This window comes from Chryseobacterium sp. RU33C (assembly GCF_900156015.1).
Classification (GTDB): domain Bacteria; phylum Bacteroidota; class Bacteroidia; order Flavobacteriales; family Weeksellaceae; genus Chryseobacterium; species Chryseobacterium candidae.
This window is the reverse complement of the sequence record NZ_FTMT01000011.1, coordinates 25039-51132: the sequence shown is the minus strand read 5'-3', so window position 1 is coordinate 51132 and position 26094 is coordinate 25039. Positions and strand designations below refer to the sequence as shown.

The following is a 26094-nucleotide window of genomic DNA, read 5'->3' as shown; positions in this document are numbered from 1 at the left end:
AAAGTTATGATTGGAACCTGGAAAGGAAAATATAAATATAGCGTTAGACAAAGTTCTGAGTTATATGATAAGGAAATTGAATTCTTATTAAAAATAACAGAGTTTGATGGTGAAAATTTTATAGGAACAGTACAGGATGATGATCACGATTATGGAACCAGAGGTATAGGAACCATCAAAGGAAAGATTAATGATAAAAATATAGAGTTCATTAAACAAATGCCTATAAAAACAACAGTGTCTATGAATGGGAAAAGGATAGAAAATGAATATGAGAAACATAAACCCATTTATTATACTGGCATGTCAAACCTTAAAAATTCTTATTCCGGACATTGGAAATTTAAAGGAGCTGATTTCATTAACAGATTATTTCATCTTCTTTTTGCAGTGAAAGGCACCTGGGAAATAACCAAAATAGAATAAACTAATATTAAATATCCAAAGTCTTATGATTTTGGATATTTTTAGTTTTAATCTGAATATTTTTATTTAATAAAGATGCTTCGACAGGCTCAGCATGACACTGCTAAAAATTATCTCTAAAAAAACAGTTAGTATTAGAGATGTCATGCTGAGCTTGTCGAAGCATCTAAACCATAAAAAACAAATCATATACAATGAAAAGTATAACCGTATTCTGTGGCTCAAGTTTCGGCACAGATAAAATTTATGAAGAACAGACATTTCTGCTGGGACAAACTTTAGCAAAAGAAAATATACAACTGGTTTATGGTGGTTCGGAAACTGGTTTAATGGGAACAATTGCTAACGGTGCTTTAAGTGAAAAAGGTAAAGTAACAGGAGTCTTACCCCGGTTTTTACAATCCAAAGAAATTGCCCATAAAAACCTGACAGAACTTATCATTGTGGAAACCATGCACGAAAGAAAAACCAAAATGAACGAACTTTGTGATGGAGTCATCGTTCTTCCCGGTGGTTACGGAACATTGGAAGAATTCTTTGAGATGATCACATGGGCACAGCTTGGACTTCATAAAAAACCCATCGGAGTGTTGAATATTGACGGCTTTTATGATGATCTGATCAAACTGGTTCAAACCATGGTGGATAAAGGATTCTTAAAGCAGGTGAACAGAGACATGCTGTTGATCAGTGATACCATTGATAATCTTCTGGAAAAGATGAGAAATTATCAGGCTCCTACGGTTGGAAAGTGGATTTCTAAGGAGGAAATTTAAACTCTAAAAATTCATAAAAAACAAAACCCGTCCGGAAAATCCGGGCGGGTTTCTTATTAAGATTAAAAAATATTTTCTAAGGATAAGGAGCAATTTCCACTTCGAGTCCTTCCATGGCATCGGCAATATGCAGCTGGCAGCCCAGTCTGCTGTTGTCTTTCACATGGAAAGCTTCAGCCAGCATGGCATCTTCTTCATCTCCCATTGGTTCCAGACCGGGATCGTTAATTACATATACCTGGCATGAAGCACACATCGCCATTCCTCCGCATACCCCAATAGTACCTTCTTCTGCCAATTCATACGAACGGATAATCTCCATTAAGTTCATGGACATATCCGTAGGCGCTACAACTTCGTGGGTTACCCCTTCTCTGTCGGTGATTTTAATATTAATGTCTGACATAATTCTGCAAAATTAGTCAATTTTTTTCACAACTGCCTTCTCTGCTTCTTTACGGCTTCCGTCAAATCCGTCTACACCACTTACGGTTGTATATTTTAATACGAATTTTTTACCTGGATTTAATCTGTTATAAACACTCTGACACATTAAAGTAGCTTCGTGGAAACCACAAAGGATCAACTTCAGTTTTCCTGGATAAGTATTGATATCCCCGATAGCATAAATACCATCGATGTTGGTCTGATAATCCAAAGCATTATTTACAACGATTGCATTTTTCTCGATATTTAATCCCCAGTTTCCGATCTCTCCCAATTTTGGTGTCAATCCGAATAAAGGAATGAAATAATCTGTTTCAATATCGTAAGCTTCCTGCCCTTCTACTTCTACAGTGATCGCTTCTACTTTTCCGTCCCCTTTAATACCGGTAACTTCCGCAGGCGTAATTAATTTGATTTTCCCCTGATTTTTCAGATCCTGAACTTTCTCTACAGAATCCAAAGCTCCTCTGAACTCGTTTCTTCTGTGGATCAAAGTTACTTCACTGGCAACATTAGAAAGGAAAATACTCCAGTCCAGTGCCGAGTCTCCACCACCAGCAATAACAACCTTTTTATTTCTGAAGTGTTCAGGTTCTTTAACGAAATATTCAAGACCTTTTTCTTCGTAATCTGCAATATTTTCAAAAGTAGGTTTTCTCGGTTCAAAAGTACCTAAACCACCTGCAATCGCAATCGCTTTACATCTGTGAACAGTTCCTTTATTCGTGATCACTTCAAACCACTCATCATCTACTTTAGTGTAAGAAACAGCTGTTTCACCCAAGGTAAATCCAGGCTGAAACTGCTTGATCTGCTCCATCAGATTATCTACCAATTCTCCGGCATTTACTGAAGGATAACCAGGGATATCGAAAATAGGTTTTTTAGGATAAAGTTCAGCCAACTGCCCTCCCGGCTGAGGAAGCGCATCAATAATATGGCACTTCATTTTTAATAAACCAGCTTCAAAAACTGCAAAAAGTCCTGTAGGTCCCGCACCTATGATCAATATATCAGTGGTTATCATAATCTTTAAGATAATTTAATTAGACATGTAACTGCAAATTTACTAATTTTAATGCGAAGCATATTTAATTGATTCTAAATAAAAACCTGAGATTTGTCAAATATCTATCATTTAAGATTTTAAATTTGGCAGTGTTTTTGTAAATGTCTTGTTATGAATAAAATTTTGAACCTTTTTGCTGTATTTATATTCTTTTTAGGCTCGGCTCAGATTGATAATATCGCAGACGGCGAATCTATTACTCTTAGAATTCACTACGGTTTCCTTAACGCAGGAACTGCCAACCTTACTACAAAGCAAACTACCTACAAAGGGGTTCCTCATCTCTATGTAAAAGGAACAGGACAGACAACAGGTGCTGTAAAAGCATTCTTCAAAGTAGAAGATTTATATGAAAGTTTTATCAATACAGAAACGGGATTACCAAGTTTCTATGTAAGAAATGTACGTGAGGGAAGCTATCGCCAGCATTTTGAAACCGTTTTTAATCACGATAATAATACGTTGATTTTAACAGATAAAAAGACACCGGCCAATGGTTCTAAGGTTTTAAAATCCGTAAAAGGTGTTCAGGATATGCTTTCCTGCTTTTATTATTTAAGAAGTAAAAACCCGGATGAACTGAAAATAGGAACGATCATTAATATGAATGTATGGATTGATGACGAAATGTTTCCTTTCCAGTTAAAAGTAACCGGAACAGAAAATTTAAAGACAAAATTCGGTACTATTAACTGTTTGAAGATTATCCCTTCTGTAAAAAGCGGAAGAGTATTTAAAGAAAAAGAAGGCGTTACCATGTGGGTTTCCAATGATGCTAACCATGTTCCAATGCTATTGAAAGCAGAGCTTGCAGTAGGCTCACTGAAAGCCAGCATTGATGATTACAAGAATGTAAAATATCCTTTAAAGTTTATAAAATAATACCACGTAAAAATAAAAATGCCTGCGATCATGCAGGTATTTTTGTGTGCCAATGATGGTATTTTACTCTTTTTGCTGTTCTTGGATGAGCTTAAGTCCGAAATTTCTTACCACTTCAATAATCGCAACAATCTCCACCCCTTTCTCTGTAAGTGAATATTCCGTTCTTGGCGGTACTTGAGCGAAAACTTTCCTGAGGATATATCCATCTTCTTCCAATTCTCTGAGTTGTGTTGTAAGCATCTTGTCTGAAATATGAGGAATGTCCTTTTTCAGCTCGCTGTATCTTAAAACTTTTGTTTTAAGTCTCCAAAGAATGGGTGCTTTCCAGGTTCCCCCTACCTGCTCAATAACTAACTGAACAGGATTATAATAAATTTTTCCTTTATAGATAAAATCCGGCATTATCGAAAACTGATGAATTGATCATTACTTTCCTAAAAGTAAGTATCATACTTATTCGTTAAGTACTTTACAAATATAAATATTATATACAATTTTGCAAGGTAAAACTTAGAATACAAAATGATCAAAAAATGACAAAAGAAGTAAACAAATATGTGCATTTTCATAATGCTCAGTACAAAGGGAAAATTTTAATGGTAGCAAGCTCACCGGCTGTAAGCGAACAAACCGGCTGGCCTATTGGTTTTTGGGCCTCCGAGCTTACTCATCCTCTTTATGTATTTCAGGAAGCAGGATATGAAACCGAAATTGTATCTACAGAAGGAGGAGATCTGAAAATGGACAATTATTCAGATCCTACAGATACGAGCGGATATTCCGCCGGGGATATTATCAGTCTGGGATATATGCAGAAAGAAGATTTTAACAGTCTTCTCAAAAATACAAAAAGTATTAAAGAAGTAAACCATGAAGAATATGATGCTATTTTTCTGGTAGGCGGACAGGGACCAATGTATACGTTTAGAGGCAACAAAGATCTGCAGCATCTTTTTGTAAGCTTTTATGAAAAAGGAAAACCCAGTGCAGCAGTATGCCATTCCACAACATTATTGCTCGAAGCGAGAACCAGCAATAATGATCTGATTGTAAAAAATAAAATATGGACCGGATTTGCTGATGCAGAGGAAGATTTTGCAGATCAGGCAGCAGGGGTAAAAATTCAGCCTTACAGAATAGAAGCTGAAGCGAGAAAAATTCCTGATACCACTTTTAAAGTAGCAGCACCATTCAGTTCATATGCTATACAGGATGGTAATCTTATTACAGGACAGCAGCAGAATTCGGGTGCCGCAGCTGCTGAATTGGTTATATCACTTTTACATCAATAATACATTAAATATACCTTATGACAATTACAATTATCGGAAGTGGAAATGTCGGCGGAGCATTGGCTCAACAATGGATCAAAAAAGGATATAACGTTTTAATCGGATCACAATTTCCGCTGAGTGAAAAAAATATTAAACTGGCTACCCAGATAGGAGAAGACCGTTTCACAACAGTTGCAAATGCAGTAAAGCAGAGCGAGATAATTCTGATAGCAACCCCACCTGAGGTGATAGGAGAAATTGCAGGAAGCTGGGGAGATGTTTCCGGGAAAATCATCATAGATGCTACCAATTCTATTGGAAAAAAACCTGATCCTTATCCTACAGTCTACCATTATTTGTCTGACACCTGTAATGCTGAAGTGGTGAAAGCTTTCAATACTACAGGATATGAAAATATACTCGATCCTTTTTATAATGGCGAGCCTATAGATATGCTGATGGCCGGAGACAGTGAAAAAGCAAAAAAAACAGCAGAAGAACTTGCTTTAGCCTGTGGATTTGGAAAGTGTTACGATTTTGGAAAAGGTGATAAAGTGGAGTTACTTGAAAAGTTCGCGCTGTCCTGGATTAATCTTGCCATTATTCAGGGAATGGGAAGAGATATTGCTTTCCGTATTGTAAAAAGGTAATTTTTAGCTTTTTACAGTATTTTTATAATTTATAATGTAACAGATACCTATTGCTTATTGTCTTTATAATAGAGGCAGGTAAAGAACTGCGACATGTCCATACTTCGATTCAACAGCAGTTGATCCTAAGTATGGGTATAAGAAACAGACACGTGTAAATTTTTCAATAAGATCAGTTTTTAATTACGTTTTGTTTCTTAGGTCAGTAATTAAAAACAAAAACCTCCGGAGTTCCGGAGGTTTGATTTTTTATAGTGTTTTGAACTGTTCAAGTGTTCTGATGTCGTTTTCGAAGAACATTCTGATGTCACTCATCTGGTAAAGAAGCATCGTAATTCTTTCAATACCCATTCCGAATGCATATCCTGAATATTTCTCAGCATCGATATTCACATTTTTCAGTACGGCAGGGTCTACCATTCCGCATCCCATAATCTCCAGCCATCCTGTCCCTTTTGTAATTCTGTAATCTGTTTCAGAGTTTAATCCCCAATACACATCAATTTCAGCACTAGGTTCTGTGAACGGGAAGAAAGAAGGTCTCATTCTGATTTTAGATTTTCCGAAAAGCTCAGTGGTAAAGAACTGAATCGTTTGCTTTAGATCAGCAAAGCTTACATTTTCGTCAATATATAATCCTTCAATCTGATGGAAAATACAGTGAGAACGTGAAGAAATTGCTTCATTTCTGAACACTCTTCCCGGAGATAAAATTCTGATCGGCGGCTGATTTTCTTCCATATAACGCGTCTGTACGGAAGACGTATGCGTTCTCAAAAGAATATCCGGATTCTGCTCAATAAAGAAAGTATCCTGCATATCTCTTGCCGGGTGATATTCCGGAAGGTTAAGCGCTGTAAAGTTATGCCAGTCATCTTCAATCTCAGGTCCGTCTGCTACAGCAAAGCCAATCGATTTGAAGATTTCAATAATTCTGTTTTTAACGAGATTGATCGGATGTCTGGAACCCAATTCCAATGGAAAAGCGGGTCTTGTAAGATCTTCCTTTTCAACCACAACAGAAGATGCTGAAGCATTTTTCAAATCCTCCAGTTTTACGGCAACTGCCTGCTTCAAAGTATTGATCTTCTGTCCGAATTCTTTCTTTTGGTCGTTAGGAACTTCTTTAAATTTTTCAAAAAAATCATTAAGAACTCCTTTTTTACCATTGTACTTGATTCGGAAGTTTTCGATATCTTCCTTAGAGGTAGCATTGAAGCCATTTACTTCGACCAGTAATTCTTCTATCTTTTCTATCATTATTTTACCCTTTCAAAATGTTTTGCAAAAATACGATTTTAAGTTGAATAATAAGTCCGTCAAAAAAAAATCTGCCTCTTTTTCGGAGGCAGACTTCAATCACTTATTTCACTTAAATAAAAAAATTATTTCTTTTCTAAAGCTTTAACGCTGATCTGAAGAGTTACCTCATCTTTGATCACACCGTTTGCAGCAGGAGCCTGGAACTTCACCCCAAACTCTTCTCTCTTGATATCTTTCGGTTCAGTAGCTACACTCACCTCTCCATTTTTCACAGAAACATTAGCCTTAAACTGAACAGGTTTTGTAATTCCTTTAATGGTTAAATTACCATCCAAAATAGTATTATAATCACCTTCTGTAGCCGGAGTAACTTTTGTAATCTCATAAGAAGCTGTCGGGAATTTTTCAACTTCGAAGAAATCGCCGCTCTTCAGGTGGCCATTTAATTTTCCTAAATCCTCCGGGCTGTCTTTCAAGTCCACAGAAGTTAAAGAGTTCATATCAGCAACGAATTTTCCGCTTTCCAGTTTTCCGTCTTTCACCGTTACATCTCCACTTTCAAACTTTATGGTTCCAAAATGGCTCGTATTTTCAGATTTAAATACTTTATATCCCTTCCATTCAACCTTACTGTTTAGCGTATCCAAAGTGAACTGGCTACCTTCTTTGGTAGTTGTCACTTCATTACTCTCACTGGTAAGTGGTTTGTCTTTTTTACAAGAAACCATTACAGCAGCAAAAAATAATGCAGGAATAGCTAACGAAAACAGTTTTTTTCTCATTTTTGATTTATTTTTATTAGTTCCGCTAATATAATAAAAAAAATTATGTTTTCATAAAAACCTTACATTTGTAATATGCTATTAGAAATAAACAATTTATTTTTCTCTCACAACAAAGAAAATCCCCTGTTTCAGAACCTTAATCTAAGGTTTGAAGAAAACAGAATTATAGCTCTTGCCGGTGAAAGCGGGTGTGGAAAATCCACTCTTCTCAACCTTATTTATGGTCTTTTGGATTGGGAAAGCGGAGAGATTATTTTTAACGGAACAAAGCTTTTGGGACCGAAAGGAAATCTTGTTCCCGGAGAGCCTGAAATGAAGTTCGTAGCACAGAATTTTGACCTGATGCCTTATGCTACAGTGGCTGAAAACGTAGGAAAATTTATTTCAAATATCAATTTAAAACAAAAAAAAGAAACCGTAGCAGAACTTCTTGAGGTAGTGGGTCTTCAGGACTTTGCCAACGTACTTCCAAAATATCTAAGCGGCGGACAGCAGCAGAGAGTGGCTATTGCCAGAGCATTATCCGTACTTCCCAAGCTTCTTATTTTAGATGAACCATTCAGTAATCTGGATTTCCCAAGAAAAATTGAACTCAGAGAAAGACTTTTCAGATATGTAAAACAAAATGGCGTTTCTCTCATTATTTCCACTCATGAGCTTCAGGATATTATGCCATGGCTGGACCAGATTGTTATTCTGCAGGCAGGAAGACTGATTCAAAATGACAGTCCGGAAGAAACCTACAGAAATCCTTACAATTCTTATGTTGCTAAATTATTCGGGGAAGTGAATATTTTCAGTAAAACAGAAGCTGAAGATTTCCAGCTTTCCAAACTTTCTTATTATCCCAAGGAAATCAAAATCACAGAAACCGGTCTTGAAGCCGAAGTCCTTGAAAGCCGTTTTGCAGGAAATCATTATTGGAATAAATTAAGGTCAAAAGGAAAGGAACTTGTTATTTATACGGATGAAAAAATATCGGGAACGATCTCTGTTTCATTTATTCAGTCAAAAGGCTAATCACCCATAACTCATACATTCACTTACACTTAACAATAAAAAAATACAAACATAAGAAGCTGTTGTCAAACTTTTTCTTACATTTGTACTTCTAAAGTATAAGGAAATTTTTGGTTAATTCTCTTTCTGCCTTCCAGACGGACATTAGCAATCTTGCAATTAAGTCTGTTGAAAGATTACACTGTCCAATTTTTTCCTTTTCTTTTTTTTAGGACATAGAAAAACAACGTTTTCTTATGCTTTCTTTACAAATTCTGACTTAAGAGCCATAGCCCCGAAACCATCAATTTTGCAGTCAATATTGTGATCACTTCCCGGTCTCAGACGGATATTTTTCACTTTCGTCCCCGCTTTCACCGGTTTTGGTGCTCCTTTTACAGGAAGGTCCTTTACTACCACTACAGAATCGCCATCCTGAAGTTCATTTCCGTTGGAGTCCAATATTTTCCCTTCATTGGCTGCTTCAGCAGCTGCTTCTGCCGGATCCCATTCGTAGAAACACTGGGAACACACCATCATATTATCGCTCGGATAGGTAAACTCAGAGCTGCATTTTGGACAAAGTACTGTATCACTCATATTTTTATTTTTTGCAAAGGTAGAGCTTTTTAGACGTTGAAGTCAAGAGATAAAGTTCAGTATAATAGATATTAAGCGTATGTTAATTTTACACAAACTGGTGAATTAATACAAATTAAATAAACTTGCTGCAAAGAAAATAAAGGATACTAATGAACAGTGCAGATTTTGTTAGCAAATATTTTTCATTAAGCAAAAAACATAGCTTTATTCGTTTTAGAGTGAAAGGCTATTGTCAGCAAATAAAAAATATAAATATTCGGAAAATCTTTACAAATTCAGCACTACAATTTATTTCTACCATTTAAAAAATTAATAAACAGGCTGATCCTTCATTAATACTATCAGATCACCCTACTCCTGTACACTAAAATCCTTCAATTTCCAAACTCAGCAACTCAATCCTCAACTCTCAATTAAAAGTCGTATTTTTGCAGATTCAAACAGCGAAGCAAATTTATGGAACTTATTCACAGAAACTTGGCAATCGGAATTCACGATGCCTTACAGGAGACATTTTTTGAAAAAAACAAATATGCCGATAAAGTTATCGAAAGACTTTTGAAAGCAAACAGAAAATGGGGAAGCCAGGACAGAGCTGTTGTTTCTGAAATTTTTTACAATATTATCCGTTGGAAAAAACGCCTTGAATACTACATGGGTGAAGGCGTGAAACCCAATAATATCTACAAACTGATTATTGCGTATTTACTCTGGAGTAAAACTAATTATAAAAAATTTGAAGAATTTGACGGAATCAAAATCGCCGATATTCTTACTAAACTTAAAAAGAACACTGTTCCTACAAAAGCAATAGAACACTCTATTCCTGAATGGCTGGCTGAAACACTTGAAAAAGAACTGGGTGCCAGCTGGGAAAAAGAAATGGCTGCTTTAAATGAGCAGGCTCCTACCGTATTAAGAGCAAACTCTTTAAGAACTACAACCAAAGAACTTATTTCCGATCTTTCAGACGAGGGTGTTGTTTCTTTTCCTATTAAAAATTATCCTGATGCTGTTCAGCTGGAAGAAAAGAAAAACGTTTTCCTTACTACAGCTTTCAAAGAAGGATTATTTGAAGTTCAGGATGCTTCTTCTCAGAAAATCGGGTATTTCCTTGATGTAAAAGAAGGACAAAGAGTAGTAGATGCATGTGCTGGTGCTGGTGGAAAAACACTTCACCTGGCAGCATTAATGAAAAACAAAGGGCAGATCGTAGCGTTGGACATCTTCGAATGGAAGCTTGCCGAACTGAAGCGTCGTGCCAAAAGAGCCGGAGCCCACAATATTGAAACCCGTATGATTTCTGACAACAAGGTGATCAAGCGTCTTCATGAAAAAGCTGACAGACTTCTGATTGATGCACCGTGTTCAGGTCTTGGAGTTTTGAAAAGAAATCCGGACAGTAAGTGGAAAATTGATCAGGATTTTATTGACAGAATTAAAAAGGAGCAGCAGCAGATCCTTCAGGACTATTCTAAAATGCTTAAAAAAGGAGGAAAAATGGTATACGCTACCTGTTCCATCCTTCCATCTGAAAACAATCTTCAGGTAGAAGAATTTGTCAAAAACAATCCTGGATTCAAAATGATTAAAGATGAAAAAGTAATGCCTAGCGAAGGCTATGACGGATTCTATATGGCTTTGATTGAGAGAGTTTCTTAATCCAAATCCAACAAACAATACATTAAACTACTCTATTTCCAGGAGTAGTTTTTTTGTTTCAGAAACTTTCTGAAAAAATTGTAACAATTTTTGTAACATTTCACACCTATTGTCTACTAACTGTATAGATTAAAACCGGTTTGACGCTGTAAGAAGTTTAGAATACCTTTGCAGCAAACTCATTTATTTATGCATACAAGAATCGTTTTCAATTTTGTGGCTGTTTTTTTATACTGTCTGTTTTCTGCACAGACCTATGAAATTCATTATACCAGCTCTTATAACGGAAAAGCAATAACAGATCAGCCTTCTACCATCGTTTGGGTTAATGAGAAAGAAAACTTCATTCTCAACAGCACAATCAAAGAACAAAAAAGCAGCTATCCTTATGAGATAACAAAAGTAGAAAAGTCTTCCAACACTATTGTATCTTACGCATTTTTAAAACCGGGATCAATTATTTCATCATCAGACACTGAATCTGTAGGAAAACAGAATTTTGAACTGACCAATGAAACCAAAAAAATATTGGGCTACCAATGTAAAAAAGCAGTGACAAAAGTCAATTCAAATACCATTGAAGTCTGGTACACCAATGATTTAAAACTGAAAGGCGGACCTTCTGTTTTGGGACAAAATTTAGGATTGGTTCTGGAAGTGGAGAGAAATAAAAATTCTTTAATTACAGCCAGTTCAATCAAGAAGGTCAAGACTACCGGAATTGAAAATATTCTCAAAGGAAATATACAAACAACAGATCAACTGGGATATAAAGACCTTCTCTGGAAAAGCAGATTTACTACATTAAGTGTTTTCGAAAATGAAACCATTAATTTCTCTGATGCCTCAAAGTCTGACGACAAGATTAAAAGATATGCCAACGGAACCATCATTCTGAAAAAAATAAAATTTCCTGAGATTACAGAAGGTGAAAATATTTTCGTAGAGCTGAAACAGCAATCCAACGGAGATGCCTATGACAGAACCGGAACCGTATTTTTCATTCCGCAGGATAAAGAAAAGTCTTTTTTTGATGGATTGGAAAAAGGAGTAAAAGCGCTTCCTGTCTACGAAAATGGAAACGGAAAGCAATATTACGGAGTTACCGCTACTGACAACTACAGCCCTGCTATGGAAATGATGCGTTTCTTCACCGCTTTTGGTATTCAGAAGTTCAATCATATTCAGCTTAAGGGCAAAGATTGGCAGACCATCAGCCCTTACCGGCAGGATATTACTGAATTAAAGCCTGCTATATCCGGAAAAGAACTGTGGATAGGAACTTTTATCGGAAATTATGATAAAGGAGGACACAGAGTAAGTCTTGATATTACGATACATAAAAGCGATCAAACTGTTAATAAAAATAATACAGCCATCCCTTTATTCAACACCTTAAACATTATGGAAATGGCCGGACAGGACTATTCTACCATGTTCAATAAGGACAAAGGTCTTCTTGTGGATTTCACTTTGGATAAAGATCTGAAAAATGCTCAGCTAAGATATACCACAACAGGACACGGCGGTTGGGAAAATGGTGATGAATTTCTTCCTAAAGCGAATTCTATATTAGTGGATGGAAACGCTGTATTTTCTTTTGTACCTTGGAGAACAGATTGTGGTTCGTACCGATTATACAATCCGGCCTCCGGAAATTTTCAGGACGGCCTTTCGTCATCAGACCTCAGCAGATCAAACTGGTGTCCGGGAACGGTTACCAATCCTGATTTCATTCCTCTGGGAGATCTGAAAGCGGGAAAACATACGATTCAGGTAAAAATTCCACAAGGCCCTACCGAAGGAACAAGCTTCAGCTCATGGAATGTTTCGGGAATATTACTGGGGGTTCAATAAAAACAAAACCTTCTTGCATGAGAATTGCAAGAAGGTAAAAACACAAATGATGAAAAAAAATTATTTCGAGCCACAAAGTAAGGGGTAAATTTCATATAATTAATTACCATATATTAATAAATATGTCATTTTTATTTCGTATAGAAGTTTTTCTATTTTCTACTCAGCGAAAAAAATTAATTAAACACTTGTCAATTTCAATAAATAATTAAAATTTTTAACTTAAAAACACAAATTGATTAAAAATATTCATAATCAAACATTTTTAATTGTTATTTATAAACATCACTTCTACATTTGTCCCATAAATAATAAAAATTATGTGTGGAATTGTATGTTTATTTGACGCCAAACAAAAAACCGAAGTATTAAGACCTCAGGTATTGGAGATGTCAAAAAAAATCCGTCACAGAGGACCGGATTGGAGTGGCGTTTTTCAGGACGAAAAAGTAATTTTTTCCCATGAACGACTTGCTATTGTAGATCCTACCTCCGGAAAACAGCCTTTATTTACAAAAGACGGAAAAGTAGTATTAGCTGTAAACGGCGAAATCTACAACCATAGAGAACTCAAAGAAGAATTTCCGGATTATGAATTTCAGACCCAGTCGGACTGTGAAGTGATTCTAGCCCTTTACAGAAAATACGGAAAAGATTTCGTAGAAAAACTCAACGGAATTTTTGCCTTCGCTTTATATGATACTGAAAACGATATTTATCTTATTGCGCGCGATCATATGGGAATCTGTCCGCTTTATCAGGGCTGGGACAAAAACGGAAATTATTACGTTGCTTCAGAATTAAAAGCACTTGAAGGCATCTGTAAAAAAATAGAAACATTCCTGCCTGGCCATTTTGTTTACAGCAAAGACGGCGCTGAGCTTCAGCAATGGTATGCAAGAGACTGGGACAGCTTTGATCATGTAAAAGACAATGAGACCGATATCTCAAAACTGAGAAAAGGTCTTGAAGATGCCGTTCACAGACAGCTGATGAGTGATGTTCCTTATGGAGTGCTTCTTTCAGGAGGTTTAGATTCATCTGTGATTTCTGCCATCACAGCAAAATTTGCCCGTCAGAGAATAGAAAGCGGCGATACACAGGAAGCCTGGTATCCGAGACTTCACAGTTTTGCAGTAGGATTGGTGGGTTCTCCGGATCTTGCAGCGGCTCAAAAAGCTGCAGAACACATTGGATCTGTTCACCATGAGGTTAACTTTACTGTTCAGGAAGGTCTGGATGCCATACGTGATGTAATTTATCATCTCGAAACTTATGATGTAACCACCATAAGAGCATCCACCCCGATGTATCTTTTAGCAAGAGTCATCAAATCTATGGGAATTAAAATGGTTCTTTCAGGAGAAGGTTCTGATGAATTGTTCGGAGGTTATCTATATTTCCATAAAGCTCCTGATGCAAAAGAATTCCACGATGAAACAGTGAGAAAACTGGGCAAACTTCACCTTTATGATTGCTTAAGAGCTAACAAAGCCTTGATGAGCTGGGGAATTGAAGGAAGAGTACCTTTCCTTGACAAAGAGTTTATGGATATTGCGATGACCGTTAACCCTCAGGATAAAATGATCAATACCGCTGAAGGAAAAATTGAAAAATGGCTCTTAAGAAAGGCTTTTGAAGATGTTCTTCCGGATTCTATTGTATGGAGACAGAAAGAACAGTTCTCTGATGGTGTAGGATATTCATGGATCGACACTTTAAAAGAAGTAGCCGAAAAAGAAGTAACGGATGAAATGATGGCGAATGCAAGATTCAGATTCCCGCTGAACACTCCTCAGAATAAAGAAGAATACCGATACAGAACTATTTTTGAAGAACATTTTCCAAGTGAAACTGCTGCCGCCACGGTTCCGTCTGTTCCATCTGTGGCATGCTCCACACCTATTGCTTTGGAATGGGACGAAGCCTTCAAAAAAATGAACGATCCAAGCGGAAGAGCGGTGAAGGTACATGAAACTTCGTATTAGAGAGGAAAACTGATGAATAGTCAATCGTCAATCCGCTGCGTTTGTGAATTTGTTGCGGGATTCGGGTTTTCGAGATTATGAGTTTAATATTCACATACGAAGCAAAAATTCACTATTGACCATTCACTTGTAAAGCAAAATTCGTTATTGATATGTATATTTTTCACATTTAAACATCTAACTCCCTCAGTTATAATTTATCAATCCTGTAGCAATACAGGATTTTTTCTTGAATTAACAATAACAATATGGCATAATTTAACTCACAATCCAAAATAATATCTAATAAATAATTATATTTGGAAAACGAAAATATCAATTATAAAAAAATGAGAAGAAACCTTACTGTTTTATTTGCCTTATTAGCCATAAGTTTTGCTTTTGGACAGGGAAAATATGGCAAATATCTGAATTCAAAGAAGCTTGCTTTGGCTTATAAGAGTGTGAAAGACCAAGATAAGGATGACTACTATCAACAATTCTACTGGCTGGTTAAAGCAGAGCAACTGAAAACTTATCCTCACCTTAAAGATATAAAGCCTGTCGTTTTATATGAATTTGTAAAATATGTAAACCCTCAGAACCCGACAAAAAAACTGGATGCAAGAGGTAAAGAGCTGAGAGCAACTGCCGAATTATCATTAAATCAATATTTTAAAAATAAAAAATTTGAAAATAATTCTGTTTTAATGTATAACCTTGAAACATATGTAGATCCTTCAAAAGGTCAGTATTATACTAAAGTAGATCCGGAAAAAATCAAGGAACTTGTACCGAAGGAATTATTTGCTTTCAACTCATTCAACAGAAATATAGGAGAAGAAAAAACATATTACCTTTGGATTGATAAGAAAAAGGATGATCTGAATATTGTAGATATCATCCCTAGCGAAAAAGAAGACAATGCTTTCTACACAAGATTGAAACAATATCTTCCAAGCTATAAATTTTCAAAATACGTTCCTTCTGTAAAAAAAGGAAACAAATCTGATAAAACAGATATCGAATATTACTATATCATGCCATTTGAGCAGAATACCGATAACATCGAATATAAAACAAAGGATTTCAAAACTTTTACCTTAAGCCAGTATAGAAAAGCCGGTGATGAATGGAAAGGAGTAGAAAAACCTAGAAAATAAATCAATAAGTCCTGTGAAATCTCGCAGGACTTTTTTAATTTTATATGGATTTCATGATCTAAGGATCAGACCGCTTAAAGCAAGCAAGTTCTTCAAATAAAAATAAGCCTGGATATTTTCAATGTTCAGCCTATACAAAATGACAGAAACAAGCATACAACAGACATCCATAAAAAAAATACTTCCCCTGATTCTGGCCACTGCTATTTTTATGCAAATGCTGGATTCAACTATTCTGAACACTTCCCTGCCTGCTATTGCTAAAGACCTGAAAGAGTCTCCGCTTAACATGCAGAACGCCATCATCAGCTATGTTCTGACATTAGCCGTTTTTATGCCCGCCAGTGGATTTCTGGCAGACCGGTTTGGAACAAAAAAAGTATTTATCTTTTCATTAATCCTCTTCAGTTTAGGCTCACTATTTTGTTCCCTTTCTCAAAATCTAACCCATTTGGTTATTTCAAGAGTTGTTCAGGGAGTTGGAGGAAGCCTGATGACTCCTGTAGGAAAACTGGCATTGATCAAAACATTTGACAAAAATGAACTACTCAAAGCCATGAATTTCGCTATCATCCCGGCACTTATCGGTCCTGTACTCGGTCCATTAGTAGGAGGTTATATGGTAGATTATCTTTCCTGGCACTGGATCTTTCTGATCAATATTCCAATTGGTTTTTTAGGAATTATTTTAGGATTGAAATTCATGCCCGATTACAAATCCGATGATGTTGATTTTGATTTAAAAGGTTTTCTGATTTTTGCAGCTGCTTCCCTCCTGCTTTCTGTCTCATTGGAACTCTTTGGAGACATGCAGAATATTACACCGGTCTTACTGGTGTTTATCATGGGATTTCTGTTTCTGTACTATTATTACAAACATGCAAAAAGAGGAGGAAATACTATTTTCCCATTAAATCTTTTTCAGGTAAGAACTTTCCGTGTGGGTATTGTAGGAAACCTGGCCACCCGATTGGGAATCAGCTCTGTTCCGCTATTGCTTCCGCTGATGATTCAGGTTGCCTATAAACAGTCTGCAGTAACTTCGGGCTGGATCATTGCTCCCATGGCTTTAACGGCCATCTTCGGAAAATCCTCTGTTATAAAAATTTTAGATAAATACGGCTACCGTCAGACTTTAATGGTGAATACATTTATCATCGGAACATTAATATGTCTTCTCGCCATTCCGAACATTCATACTTCCCTATACTGGTTTGTTCCCATTATTGCGGTGTTAGGCTTTTTCAACTCGATACAGTTCACCTCCATGAACACCATTTCTATTGCTGATCTTCGAAATTTTCAGACCAGCAGCGGAAACTCATTAATTTCCGTTAATCAGCAATTAGCCATCGGTTTCGGAATTGCCTTTGGACTGATTGTTTTAAAACTATTTGAAAATACAGATCTGATTAAAGGAGAAATTCACAACGCATTCCGGTTAACCTTTCTCACGGTAGGAATACTGACAATTTTGTCCGGATTTGTTTTCAGAAGACTGCATATTTCGGATGGAAAGAATATGAAATCTAAGGAAGAATAGCCCCAATCCGACCTTTTACTTTTCATATTTTACTCCCCTACGAACTTAACACAGATCAATGCTTTTCGCATATAACAATGGTAATTTTGTTTACATAAATCAACAATGTGATGGCAACTAAAAAAATAGAAATCGTAGTATCTCCAAGACCTGCACACTTTGTAGGCGACGGATTCAGGGTTCATAATTTCATTCCTGGAATACCTGGATTGGATATGAAAAGAATGGATCCGTTTATTATGCTAGATTACAATTCAAAATTTCATTTCAACGGATCAGACAGGCCGAGAGGTGTCGGAGTGCATCCTCACAGAGGTTTTGAAACGGTAACCATAGCCTATAGCGGAAAGGTAGAACACCATGACAGCGCTGGCGGCGGCGGTATTATCGGTGAAGGTGATGTTCAATGGATGACAGCAGCCAAAGGAGTTCTTCACAAAGAATACCATGAAACAGAATGGGCAAAAGAAGGAGGAATCTTTCAGATGGTTCAGCTTTGGGTGAATCTTCCGGCAAAGGATAAAATGAGCTGCCCAAAATACCAGGCTATAGAAAACGCTGCAATGGAAAAAGTTGATCTGGGTGAAAATAGCTACGTAGAGGTAATTGCCGGAGAATATAATGGTCATAAAGGTCCTGCAAGCACTTTTACTCCGCTCCACATGATGAATGCAAAGCTTAAGACAGGAGGAAAAGCGGAATTTAATTTCCCTGCCCATTTCAATACTGCAGCTTTGGTAATTGAAGGAAGTATTATCATTAATGGAGAAGAAACCGCTAAATCGGATCATTTTGTATTATTTAAAAATGAAGGCGAAACATTCACTATCGAAGCAAAAGAAGAAGATGCTGTTGTTTTAATCATCAGCGGAGAGCCTATCAATGAACCTATTTATCCTCATGGTCCTTTTGTGATGAATTCCAGAGAAGAAATCATGCAGGCTTTCGAGGATTTTAATACCGGAAAATTCGGATACCTGGAAGATTAAAAAGAATTAAATTTATCTTAATCTTTGATTATTCCTTTTTTTATTAACTTTATATAATGACAAACCTTATAGGTTTTATGAACCTGTAAGGTTTAATTGTTTTAATACGCAATTTCCTTCTATATAGGAAACATAGCATTTTTAGTACAAATATTATGAAACCAGAATTTGAAAATATACCTCTTGTAAAAGCCGAAAAAAGATTTGAAATAGAATTCAACGGGCATTATGCATTTATTGATTACCGTGAAACCATGCACCAGATTTCTTTAGTACATACAGAAGCAGAACCGGAACTGGCCGGAACAGGTGCAGCTGCTGCGGTAGTAGAGAAAACGTTGAATTATATTGAAGAAAACGGAAAAAAGCTTCTTCCATTCTGTCCTTATGTTTTCGCTTTTATCAAAAAACATCCTGAATGGAAACGCATCGTGGATGAGAAATTTGAAGGCTATGATAAACTTTAAATCTTCATCAGAACTCATCAATTGATTAAAAAAACAATATCTTAAAAAGTATCACATTACCATGTCAAATATTGGACTTATTATTGAAGAAAAAGCAGCAGATATCGGAAATTTTCTGGTAGGAAGACTTCTTCCTTTCCGTGAGAAAAGAGCGGTCGGCCCTTTCGTGTTTATAGACCATATGGGCCCTTCAGAATTGAAAGATTATCAGAATCTTGATGTTCCGCCACATCCGCATATCGGATTATCTACATTAACTTACCTGCTGGAAGGTTCCATCTTTCACAGAGACAGTATCGGAAGTGCTATAGAAATAAAACCGGGTGCTGTTAACTGGATGACTGCCGGAAAAGGAGTTGTACATTCAGAAAGAACGCCTGAATATTTAAGACACAGTGATAAAAGACTTCACGGTTTTCAGATCTGGGTAGGTCTTCCGAAGCATCTTGAGCAGTCTGAACCTACTTTTCATCATATTGAAGCGGATGAAATTCCGGTTTGGGAAGAAGATGGTATTCAGTATAAATTAATTGCCGGCGAAGCGTTTGGAAGAACGTCTGCGGTTCCGGTGCACAGCAAATTATTTTTCCTTGAAATCAAGACAAAAGAGGCGAAGAAAATAAGCATCGGGAAAGATCTTTACGGAGAAGCAGCTATGTATGTTCTGGATGGAACCGTAACTACTGATGGAAATTCTTATGGTTCAAAACAGCTGATGATCGCCAAAGATACCAAACTTTGCGAATTTGAGATGAGTGAAAACGGAACGGTATATCTTTTCGGTGGTGAACCATTTGATGAAGAGCGTTTTATATTCTGGAATTTTGTTAACTCTGATAAAGAATTAATTGAAAAGGCAAAAGTAAACTGGAATGACCAGAATCACGAAGCATTTCCTTTGGTTCCGGGTGATGAAAACGAATATGTTCCGCTTCCAAAGGCTATTTTAAACAGAAAATAATTTCAGCTCAGATTAACATGAAAATATTAGCATTTGCCGGAAGTACGTCTTCCACTTCTATCAACAGGGAACTGGTAAAATTTGTTCTGAAAGATTTTCAGGATGAGGAAATCAATCTGATCGACCTCAACGATTTCACCATGCCAGTATTCTCTGTAGACCTTGAAAAGAAGGGTTTTCCGGAGGAAGCCCACCAGTTTTTAAAAGCTATTGAGGAATGTGATGTGATCATCTGCTCGCTGGCGGAACACAACCGTTCTTACAGCGCCGCTTTTAAAAATATCTTTGACTGGTCTTCGAGGATTAATGTAAAAGTATTCCAGAACAAGCCCATGCTGCTGATGAGCACCTCTCCCGGAGGTTATGGCGGCGGAAATGTAATGAATACGGCCAAAACGTTTTTCCCCCAGTTTGCAGCAGACATCAAGGATACTTTTTCACTGCCTAAATTTTACGAAAATTTCGATTTGGAAAGCGGTGTGATCAACCCCGATATGCTGAATGATCTGAAAAGTAAAATACAAAATTTTAAAAATCAAGTTAAAACGAATGACTAAAGGAAGACTTGAGGCTTTCAGTGACGGTGTTCTTGCTATTATCATCACTATTATGGTACTTGAACTTAAAGTACCGGAAGGAAACAGCTGGGCAGACCTCAAACCTCTCCTTCCTAAGTTTCTGGCCTATATTTTCAGTTTTATTTATGTAGGAATCTACTGGAACAATCATCATCACCTGTTTCAGACGGTAAAGAAAGTAAATGGAGCCGTCCTTTGGGCTAATCTTCACCTTCTGTTCTGGCTTTCTCTGATGCCTGTTGCTACGGAATGGATCGGGGCTACCGGTTTTGCAAAAAATCCTGTTGCGGTCTATGGTATCGGTCTCATTATGTCGGCTATTGCTTATACGATTCTGGAACATAGCATCATCAGGTTTGAAGGTGAAGAATCAAAGCTGAAAGAAGCTATTCATTCGAAATATAAAGAGTATATCTCCATTATATTTTATGTCCTTGGAATCGCAACTTCATTTTTTTATCCTTATATTGCCATAGGTTTTTATTATATCGTGGCTCTTATATGGCTGATTCCGGACCGAAGAATTGAAAAAATATTAAAAGAAAATTGATATGGAAACACACGAATATCCTAACGGTAACATTACCGTCATCTGGCAGCCTAAGAAATGTACTCACTCTGCCATATGTGTAAAAACACTTCCGAAAGTCTACAATCCTAAAGAAAGACCCTGGATAAAAGCAGAAAACGCCAATCCCGAAGAACTAAAAAATCAGATCGACTTATGCCCTTCCGGTGCATTAAGTTATAAATTCAATACAGAAAAATAATGGCGATAACCGTAAAAGCAAGTCTGGGAAAAACAAAATATTATACAGAAGTAACAGCCGGCGAAAATACAATCATTACGGATGAACCGATTGATAAAGGCGGACAGAACAAAGGTCTTAATCCTATGGAAATCCTGGCTACATCACTGGCAAGCTGTACAGCAGCTACCTTGAGAATGTATATTGAAAGAAAAGAATGGGACGTGGAAAACATTCATGTTGAAGTAGAGCTTGAAAATTTTCCATTAACAAAAAGAGCCGTATTCAAAAGAGACATAAGTTTTGAAGGTGTTCTGGATGATGAGCAGCTGAAAAGACTGCACACTATTGCGGACGCATGCCCTGTTCATAAAATATTAACCAACGACATAGAAATACTAACTAAATTCTCATAACATGATCGAAGTAAAACAAAACAACGACGAAAAACACGGAAGTTTTGAAGCTTTCACAGATGGAAGACGCGCAGGAATGATGACGTATACCTGGGCCGGAGAAGAAAGATTTATTATAGACCACACCGAGGTGGAAGAAGCCTACAACGGAAAAGGTGTGGGCAAGGAAATGCTTCTGGCTGCGGTAGATTTTGCCAGAAAAAATAATAAGAAAATTATTCCCCTCTGCCCTTTTGCTAAAGCAAGTTTTCAGAAAAGTGAGGAACTTCAGGATGTTTTAGTGAATTAGTCACTGTATTACACCCTTACAATACAACCCTTTCAGAACAGTCTCTGGAAGGGTTGTATTTTTAATAAAAAACATTGACTGAAAGCAAATTAACAATTGCAATCTGTTATGAAATGAACAGGATTTTAAATTCATGAGCTACGACTGATCTTTTTTATATATTTGCTAAAATTTAAAAATCAAGAATGAATCCAGGAACTATCCTTTTGTTATTTGTTTTCGTCTATTTTATCGGTCTTTTGGTGATTTCATATTTCACCAGCCGGAATTCGGACAACCAGTCTTTTTTTATCGGTAACAAAAAGAGTAAATGGTGGCTCGTAGCATTCGGTATGATAGGAACCAGCTTAAGCGGGGTTACTTTTATTTCCGTTCCGGGAACAGTCGGAAAAATGACCGGCTCCGAATATATTTACGGAGGTTTTGAGTACTATATGATGGTGATCGGTTTCTTCATCGGATATTTTATTGTTGCAGCAATATTGCTCCCACTCTATTATAAGATGAATCTGACGTCTATTTACACGTATCTGGGAAAAAGATTCAATGTGGAGGCGCATAAAATAGGTTCTATCTTTTTTATTATTTCAAGAGCCATTGGAGCTACCGCAAGATTATATCTGGTAGTGAATGTTTTACAGATATTTTTACTTGAAGGATTGGGAGTTCCGTTCTGGGTAACTTCTCTTGTACTTCTGTTAATGGTACTTCTGTACACTTTTGAAGGCGGTGTAAAGACCATCGTTATTACAGATACGCTGCAGACTTCTTTTATGATCATCAGTCTTGTAGCATGTATTGTTTATATTTTATCCAATCTGAATCTATCTTTTGGGGAAGCGTATACCATTCTGGAACAGAAAAATTACACTCATTTCATCAATTTTGATCCTAATTCCAAAACCTTTTTCCTGAAAACAATTCTGGGCGGAATTTTCATTACCATTGCTATGACAGGATTAGATCAGGAAATGATGCAGAAAAATATATCTGTGGATAATCTTAAGAATTCAAAGAAAAACATGCTGACCTTTGCGGGGACGCTTCTTATTGTGAATCTTGCATTCTTATTTCTGGGAGGATTGTTATACCTTTTTGCACTGCAGCATGGTGCAGAATATGGAACTATAAACGGTGAAACAGTCACAAATATTTTCGGATTTAAAGATACTGCCGGAAACATTAAAAACGTAATGGGAGACGATCTTTTCCCGGCTTTATCACTTCAGGGATACTTCCCTATGGCTATTTCTGTTATTTTCATTATTGGATTAATTTCTGCTTTATTTCCGTCTGCAGACGGAGCTTTAACTGCTGTAACTAGTTCATATTGTGTAGATCTATTAAACCTTAATGAGGATAAAACCAAAACTGAAAAAGAGAAGAAACGTCTCCGTATGAAAGTACATTTAACATTCACTGTCGTTTTCTTCATCCTGATCATGGTTTTCAAAGCATTGAATGATAAATCTATTGTGTATCTGATCATGGAAATTGCAGGATATACCTATGGACCGCTTTTAGGGCTTTTCGCCTTTGGAATTTTCACAAAGTTCCAGATTTCAAGAAAATATTCAATTCTTGCGGTGACTATTTTAGCCCCAATTCTGACGTATTTAATCAATCTTGCTGTTACCACTTATACAGATTATAAAATTGGTGTAGAACTGATTGTTCTTAACGGATTGCTGACCTTCATCGGTCTGTGGCTGGTAAAAAACAAACAACATTTAAAAGTCGTTTAATACTTTATAAAGCATAAAAAAGGCTGTTTTCAATGAAGACAGCCTTTTCTTTTGATGGGAATCAATTGAAACAGATTATTCTTTAATCCACTTAATTGTTTTCTCCAAATTCTTAGATTTAACCTTGATCAGATAGTCGCCTTTAACCAAATGAGATAAGTCAAAAGTACCTTTCTTATCATGATTCAATTTATTATTTGCCTGAGTGAATACTAATTTGCCGCTTACGTCGTATACTGTAATATCATATACTTCATTTGAACTGGTGAATTTCACATTCAGTAATCCTTTACTTGGATTAGGATATACTACAAACACATCTTTATTGGCAGCAGTCTCGTTCACACCCAATGTCTGAGTGATAGTGAAGTTAACAGGATTAATATTATAGAAGACGTTCGTTTCTGCCGCCACCATAATTCTGGCCTGTGTAGTATTTACGTTTGGAATAGTGATTGTCTCAGAACCATCATTTGGAGTGGAAGCCAGGATCAGGATAGGATACGTAAGACCTCCGTCTGTGGAAAGGTAAATATTAACAGTAGCTGCATTCACCGGAGATGCAGTTGTATTGGCTACATTCCATGTTACTGTCTGAGTAGAATTACCTATCCAGTTTACGGCTGTAGCAGGTGCAGTTACGTTAAAAGGCCCCGAATTTCCATCAACGGTAATAATAGCATCATCATTGGCTACTCCTGCACAACCCGCATTATTATCTCTTACAGTCAGCCTGAACTCCATCGTTCTTGCATAAGATGGTCTAACCTCTCCTTTGGAAACAGTACCATTAATTACATCGGTAAGTTTCGGGAAATATCTGTAGGGAACGGTTACAGGTACATATGATCTGAAAAGAGGAGCATTTCCTGATGGCGTATTCCAGTCCCCTGCCGGCCCTGCATCATTCTGCTCCCAGCAATAGGTAAGTGGATTATTTTCAGTATCTGTTGCAGAGCCTGTTAACTTAAATGGGGTTCCTTTTGGGATTGTATAATCATTTCCTGCATTAACAGCAGGCACAGTATTAGCCACTGCTGTTGTCACTTGACATGTGAGAGACTGAACTTCTGAAGTAATGGATTCAAACGAGTTCGTATGAAAAATAGGAATACTATTAGAGCCTAAATCATTGGTACTTCCACAAATCCCGGCATACGCCATAATCGTAATTCCACTTCCGGGTTCTACAGCATGGGAAGCCTCACGATTTCCTCCTCCACAGCTTTCTGTTGTTGCATTAAAAGTATGCGGAGCCCCAAACTGGTGTCCCATTTCATGGGCTACATAATCAATATCGTAAGGATCACCCACTGGGTTTTGTGAACCGGTAATTCCGTTGGCCTTGTATGAAGAATCACATATACCCGAACCAGCTAATCCACCACCTCCGGTACTAAAGGTATGTCCTATGTCATAATTAGCTGTTCCTATTATTGAGTCGATTACCGTTTGACTTTCATCAATTAGTATATCTGCATCATCATTTCCTGTGAAAGGATCATTTGTATTACTTACAAATATAATATTGTTTTCAGTAGGAATGAGGATCAATCTTACAGCAACCTCTTGTTCGTATACTCCATTTACCCTGTTTACAGTTGTTACAATAGCAGACAAAGTTTGTGCAATAGTAGGAGCAGCTGATCCTGTTGCTGCTTCTGCATATTCGTGCGTACAGGCTACCGCTAACCGAAAAATCCTAATTTGATTTCCTACGCCTGGAGCTATTGTTTTTTGGACATTTTTTTTTCCTGATTTAAAACTCTCATCTTTTGATCCACAGCCTCTTTGCTTTTTATCAATTAAATCACCTGTTTTGTAAATGATATAATTATTGATATCCTGTTTTGCGTAAGGATCAATGTAAGTATCTTCTGATACTATTGATTTTATCTGAGCGTGGAATCCTAACTCTGTAAAATCGAGTTTTATAGTAGCATATTGATCATCTACACCCTGCCCTGTCAGCGTGATAATTTGGGGAAACTTACCGGCTAACTCCGGAGCCATTACTGAGGATTTCCATATTCTGAATTTAGCTTTAGTTCCATCAGACATTGGCAAAACAATAATTGGGGCATTATCTTTACGTTCATTATCTCTCAGCTCCGGAATTGAAGCCAGATAGCTTTTCAAGCCAGCTACATCCAACTTATAGGTAATAAATTTTTCGGGCTGTACCGTTCTGCTTTTAGATTCTGTTTTAAGTGTACGTTCACTGATTTCAGTAAAGAAATCCTGAGCTTTTCCTAGAGAAATTGATAAAATGAATATCCCTAAATAAAATAATTTTTCAATTTTCATATGATAATGTTTTAAAAAATTTAAATATAAGAATAAAAATCATAACGCAATGAATAACAGTATTTTACAAGCAAAAACCTCTATAATCAACATAAAATATAGCAAATACTACGATTCGAAAAATAATTATCCATTAATTCACATTAATCATTAAAATCTTTTAAGCTTGTATATTCTGAAAAGCCCCCAAAAACCAGATTTCCCCATGGGTTTCAATTCAAATA

At 36.7% G+C, this 26094-nt stretch carries 27 protein-coding genes; 20 read left to right on the top strand and 7 right to left on the bottom strand.

What is annotated here, in order from left to right; translation table 11 throughout:
* The first annotated feature begins 6 nt into the window (after nt 1-6).
* Entirely contained in the window at nt 7-426 is a 420-nt protein-coding gene (locus BW946_RS10880; RefSeq protein ID WP_076596210.1) for a hypothetical protein, read from the top strand.
* A 194-nt stretch (nt 427-620) separates the two neighbouring features.
* Complete coding sequence (locus BW946_RS10875; RefSeq protein ID WP_076596209.1) at nt 621-1202, top strand: LOG family protein; 582 nt, start codon at nt 621-623, stop codon at nt 1200-1202.
* A gap of 76 nt (nt 1203-1278) precedes the next feature.
* Here the strand turns inward: BW946_RS10875 and BW946_RS10870 are convergent, their stop codons facing one another.
* Complete coding sequence (locus BW946_RS10870; RefSeq protein ID WP_076596208.1) at nt 1279-1608, bottom strand: 2Fe-2S iron-sulfur cluster-binding family protein; 330 nt, start codon at nt 1606-1608, stop codon at nt 1279-1281.
* 12 nt (nt 1609-1620) lie between these two features.
* On the bottom strand, nt 1621-2676 hold the full coding sequence (locus BW946_RS10865; RefSeq protein WP_076596207.1) for an NAD(P)/FAD-dependent oxidoreductase: 1056 nt from the start codon (nt 2674-2676) through the stop codon (nt 1621-1623).
* 153 nt (nt 2677-2829) lie between these two features.
* On the opposite strand from BW946_RS10865, the gene BW946_RS10860 reads away from it, so the two are divergent.
* A complete protein-coding gene (locus tag BW946_RS10860; RefSeq protein WP_076596206.1) occupies nt 2830-3600 on the top strand; it encodes a DUF3108 domain-containing protein in 771 nt (256 codons plus the stop codon).
* A gap of 63 nt (nt 3601-3663) precedes the next feature.
* Here the strand turns inward: BW946_RS10860 and BW946_RS10855 are convergent, their stop codons facing one another.
* The gene (locus BW946_RS10855; protein WP_076596205.1) at nt 3664-4005 is read right to left on the bottom strand and encodes a winged helix-turn-helix transcriptional regulator; all 342 of its coding nucleotides are present in this window, start codon (nt 4003-4005) and stop codon (nt 3664-3666) included.
* A 131-nt stretch (nt 4006-4136) separates the two neighbouring features.
* Here BW946_RS10855 and BW946_RS10850 point away from each other — a divergent pair, with 131 nt between their 5' ends.
* Nucleotides 4137-4895, top strand: a complete 759-nt coding sequence (locus tag BW946_RS10850) for a type 1 glutamine amidotransferase domain-containing protein (RefSeq protein ID WP_076596204.1) — start codon at nt 4137-4139, stop codon at nt 4893-4895.
* Nucleotides 4896-4912: 17 nt separating this feature from the next.
* On the top strand, nt 4913-5527 hold the full coding sequence (locus BW946_RS10845; RefSeq protein ID WP_076596203.1) for an NADPH-dependent F420 reductase: 615 nt from the start codon (nt 4913-4915) through the stop codon (nt 5525-5527).
* Between the two features lie 249 nt (nt 5528-5776).
* On the opposite strand, the gene pheS is transcribed toward BW946_RS10845, so the two are convergent.
* Both pheS and BW946_RS10835 read right to left on the bottom strand, forming a co-directional pair.
* The gene (gene pheS, locus BW946_RS10840; protein WP_076596202.1) at nt 5777-6787 is read right to left on the bottom strand and encodes a phenylalanine--tRNA ligase subunit alpha; all 1011 of its coding nucleotides are present in this window, start codon (nt 6785-6787) and stop codon (nt 5777-5779) included.
* A gap of 125 nt (nt 6788-6912) precedes the next feature.
* Nucleotides 6913-7572, bottom strand: coding sequence for a YceI family protein (locus tag BW946_RS10835; protein WP_076596201.1), 660 nt, complete (start codon nt 7570-7572; stop codon nt 6913-6915).
* A gap of 75 nt (nt 7573-7647) precedes the next feature.
* Here BW946_RS10835 and BW946_RS10830 point away from each other — a divergent pair, with 75 nt between their 5' ends.
* Entirely contained in the window at nt 7648-8595 is a 948-nt protein-coding gene (locus BW946_RS10830) for a sulfate/molybdate ABC transporter ATP-binding protein (protein ID WP_076596200.1), read from the top strand.
* A 234-nt stretch (nt 8596-8829) separates the two neighbouring features.
* Here BW946_RS10830 and BW946_RS10825 read toward each other — a convergent pair whose 3' ends face one another.
* Nucleotides 8830-9174: a zinc ribbon domain-containing protein YjdM gene (locus BW946_RS10825; RefSeq protein ID WP_076596199.1), complete on the bottom strand. Its 345-nt coding sequence runs from the start codon at nt 9172-9174 to the stop codon at nt 8830-8832.
* Between the two features lie 459 nt (nt 9175-9633).
* On the opposite strand from BW946_RS10825, the gene BW946_RS10820 reads away from it, so the two are divergent.
* The 14 genes from BW946_RS10820 to BW946_RS10755 all read left to right on the top strand — a co-directional run bounded on the left by BW946_RS10820 (nt 9634) and on the right by BW946_RS10755 (nt 23563).
* On the top strand, nt 9634-10839 hold the full coding sequence (locus BW946_RS10820; RefSeq protein WP_076596198.1) for an RsmB/NOP family class I SAM-dependent RNA methyltransferase: 1206 nt from the start codon (nt 9634-9636) through the stop codon (nt 10837-10839).
* A gap of 189 nt (nt 10840-11028) precedes the next feature.
* The gene (locus tag BW946_RS10815) at nt 11029-12696 is read left to right on the top strand and encodes a GLPGLI family protein (RefSeq protein ID WP_076596197.1); all 1668 of its coding nucleotides are present in this window, start codon (nt 11029-11031) and stop codon (nt 12694-12696) included.
* A 320-nt stretch (nt 12697-13016) separates the two neighbouring features.
* Nucleotides 13017-14684, top strand: coding sequence for an asparagine synthase B (gene asnB / locus BW946_RS10810; protein WP_076596196.1), 1668 nt, complete (start codon nt 13017-13019; stop codon nt 14682-14684).
* 299 nt (nt 14685-14983) lie between these two features.
* The gene (locus BW946_RS10805) at nt 14984-15826 is read left to right on the top strand and encodes a hypothetical protein (RefSeq protein WP_076596195.1); all 843 of its coding nucleotides are present in this window, start codon (nt 14984-14986) and stop codon (nt 15824-15826) included.
* 139 nt (nt 15827-15965) lie between these two features.
* The gene (locus BW946_RS10800) at nt 15966-17369 is read left to right on the top strand and encodes an MFS transporter (RefSeq protein WP_076596194.1); all 1404 of its coding nucleotides are present in this window, start codon (nt 15966-15968) and stop codon (nt 17367-17369) included.
* Nucleotides 17370-17479: 110 nt separating this feature from the next.
* The gene (locus tag BW946_RS10795) at nt 17480-18358 is read left to right on the top strand and encodes a pirin family protein (protein WP_076596193.1); all 879 of its coding nucleotides are present in this window, start codon (nt 17480-17482) and stop codon (nt 18356-18358) included.
* 155 nt (nt 18359-18513) lie between these two features.
* A complete protein-coding gene (locus tag BW946_RS10790) occupies nt 18514-18825 on the top strand; it encodes a GNAT family N-acetyltransferase (RefSeq protein ID WP_076596192.1) in 312 nt (103 codons plus the stop codon).
* Between the two features lie 61 nt (nt 18826-18886).
* Nucleotides 18887-19786: a pirin family protein gene (locus BW946_RS10785; protein WP_076596191.1), complete on the top strand. Its 900-nt coding sequence runs from the start codon at nt 18887-18889 to the stop codon at nt 19784-19786.
* 17 nt (nt 19787-19803) lie between these two features.
* Nucleotides 19804-20343 (top strand): NADPH-dependent FMN reductase, encoded by a 540-nt coding sequence (locus BW946_RS10780; protein ID WP_076596190.1) that lies wholly within the window; start codon nt 19804-19806, stop codon nt 20341-20343.
* Entirely contained in the window at nt 20336-20914 is a 579-nt protein-coding gene (locus BW946_RS10775) for a TMEM175 family protein (protein ID WP_076596189.1), read from the top strand. The genes BW946_RS10780 and BW946_RS10775 overlap by 8 nt, the downstream gene beginning before the upstream one ends.
* A 1-nt stretch (nt 20915) precedes the next feature.
* On the top strand, nt 20916-21134 hold the full coding sequence (locus BW946_RS10770; RefSeq protein WP_076596188.1) for a (4Fe-4S)-binding protein: 219 nt from the start codon (nt 20916-20918) through the stop codon (nt 21132-21134).
* Entirely contained in the window at nt 21134-21529 is a 396-nt protein-coding gene (locus tag BW946_RS10765) for an OsmC family protein (protein ID WP_076596187.1), read from the top strand. Before BW946_RS10770 ends, BW946_RS10765 begins: the two co-directional genes overlap by 1 nt.
* Nucleotide 21530: 1 nt before the next feature.
* Nucleotides 21531-21818 carry a GNAT family N-acetyltransferase gene (locus BW946_RS10760; protein WP_170872074.1) on the top strand — a complete coding sequence of 96 codons (288 nt, stop codon included), beginning with the start codon at nt 21531-21533 and terminating at the stop codon, nt 21816-21818.
* Nucleotides 21819-22003: 185 nt separating this feature from the next.
* Nucleotides 22004-23563 carry a sodium:solute symporter gene (locus BW946_RS10755; protein ID WP_076596186.1) on the top strand — a complete coding sequence of 520 codons (1560 nt, stop codon included), beginning with the start codon at nt 22004-22006 and terminating at the stop codon, nt 23561-23563.
* 75 nt (nt 23564-23638) lie between these two features.
* Here BW946_RS10755 and BW946_RS10750 read toward each other — a convergent pair whose 3' ends face one another.
* A complete protein-coding gene (locus tag BW946_RS10750) occupies nt 23639-25870 on the bottom strand; it encodes a reprolysin-like metallopeptidase (RefSeq protein ID WP_076596185.1) in 2232 nt (743 codons plus the stop codon).
* Nucleotides 25871-26094: the final 224 nt, after the last annotated feature.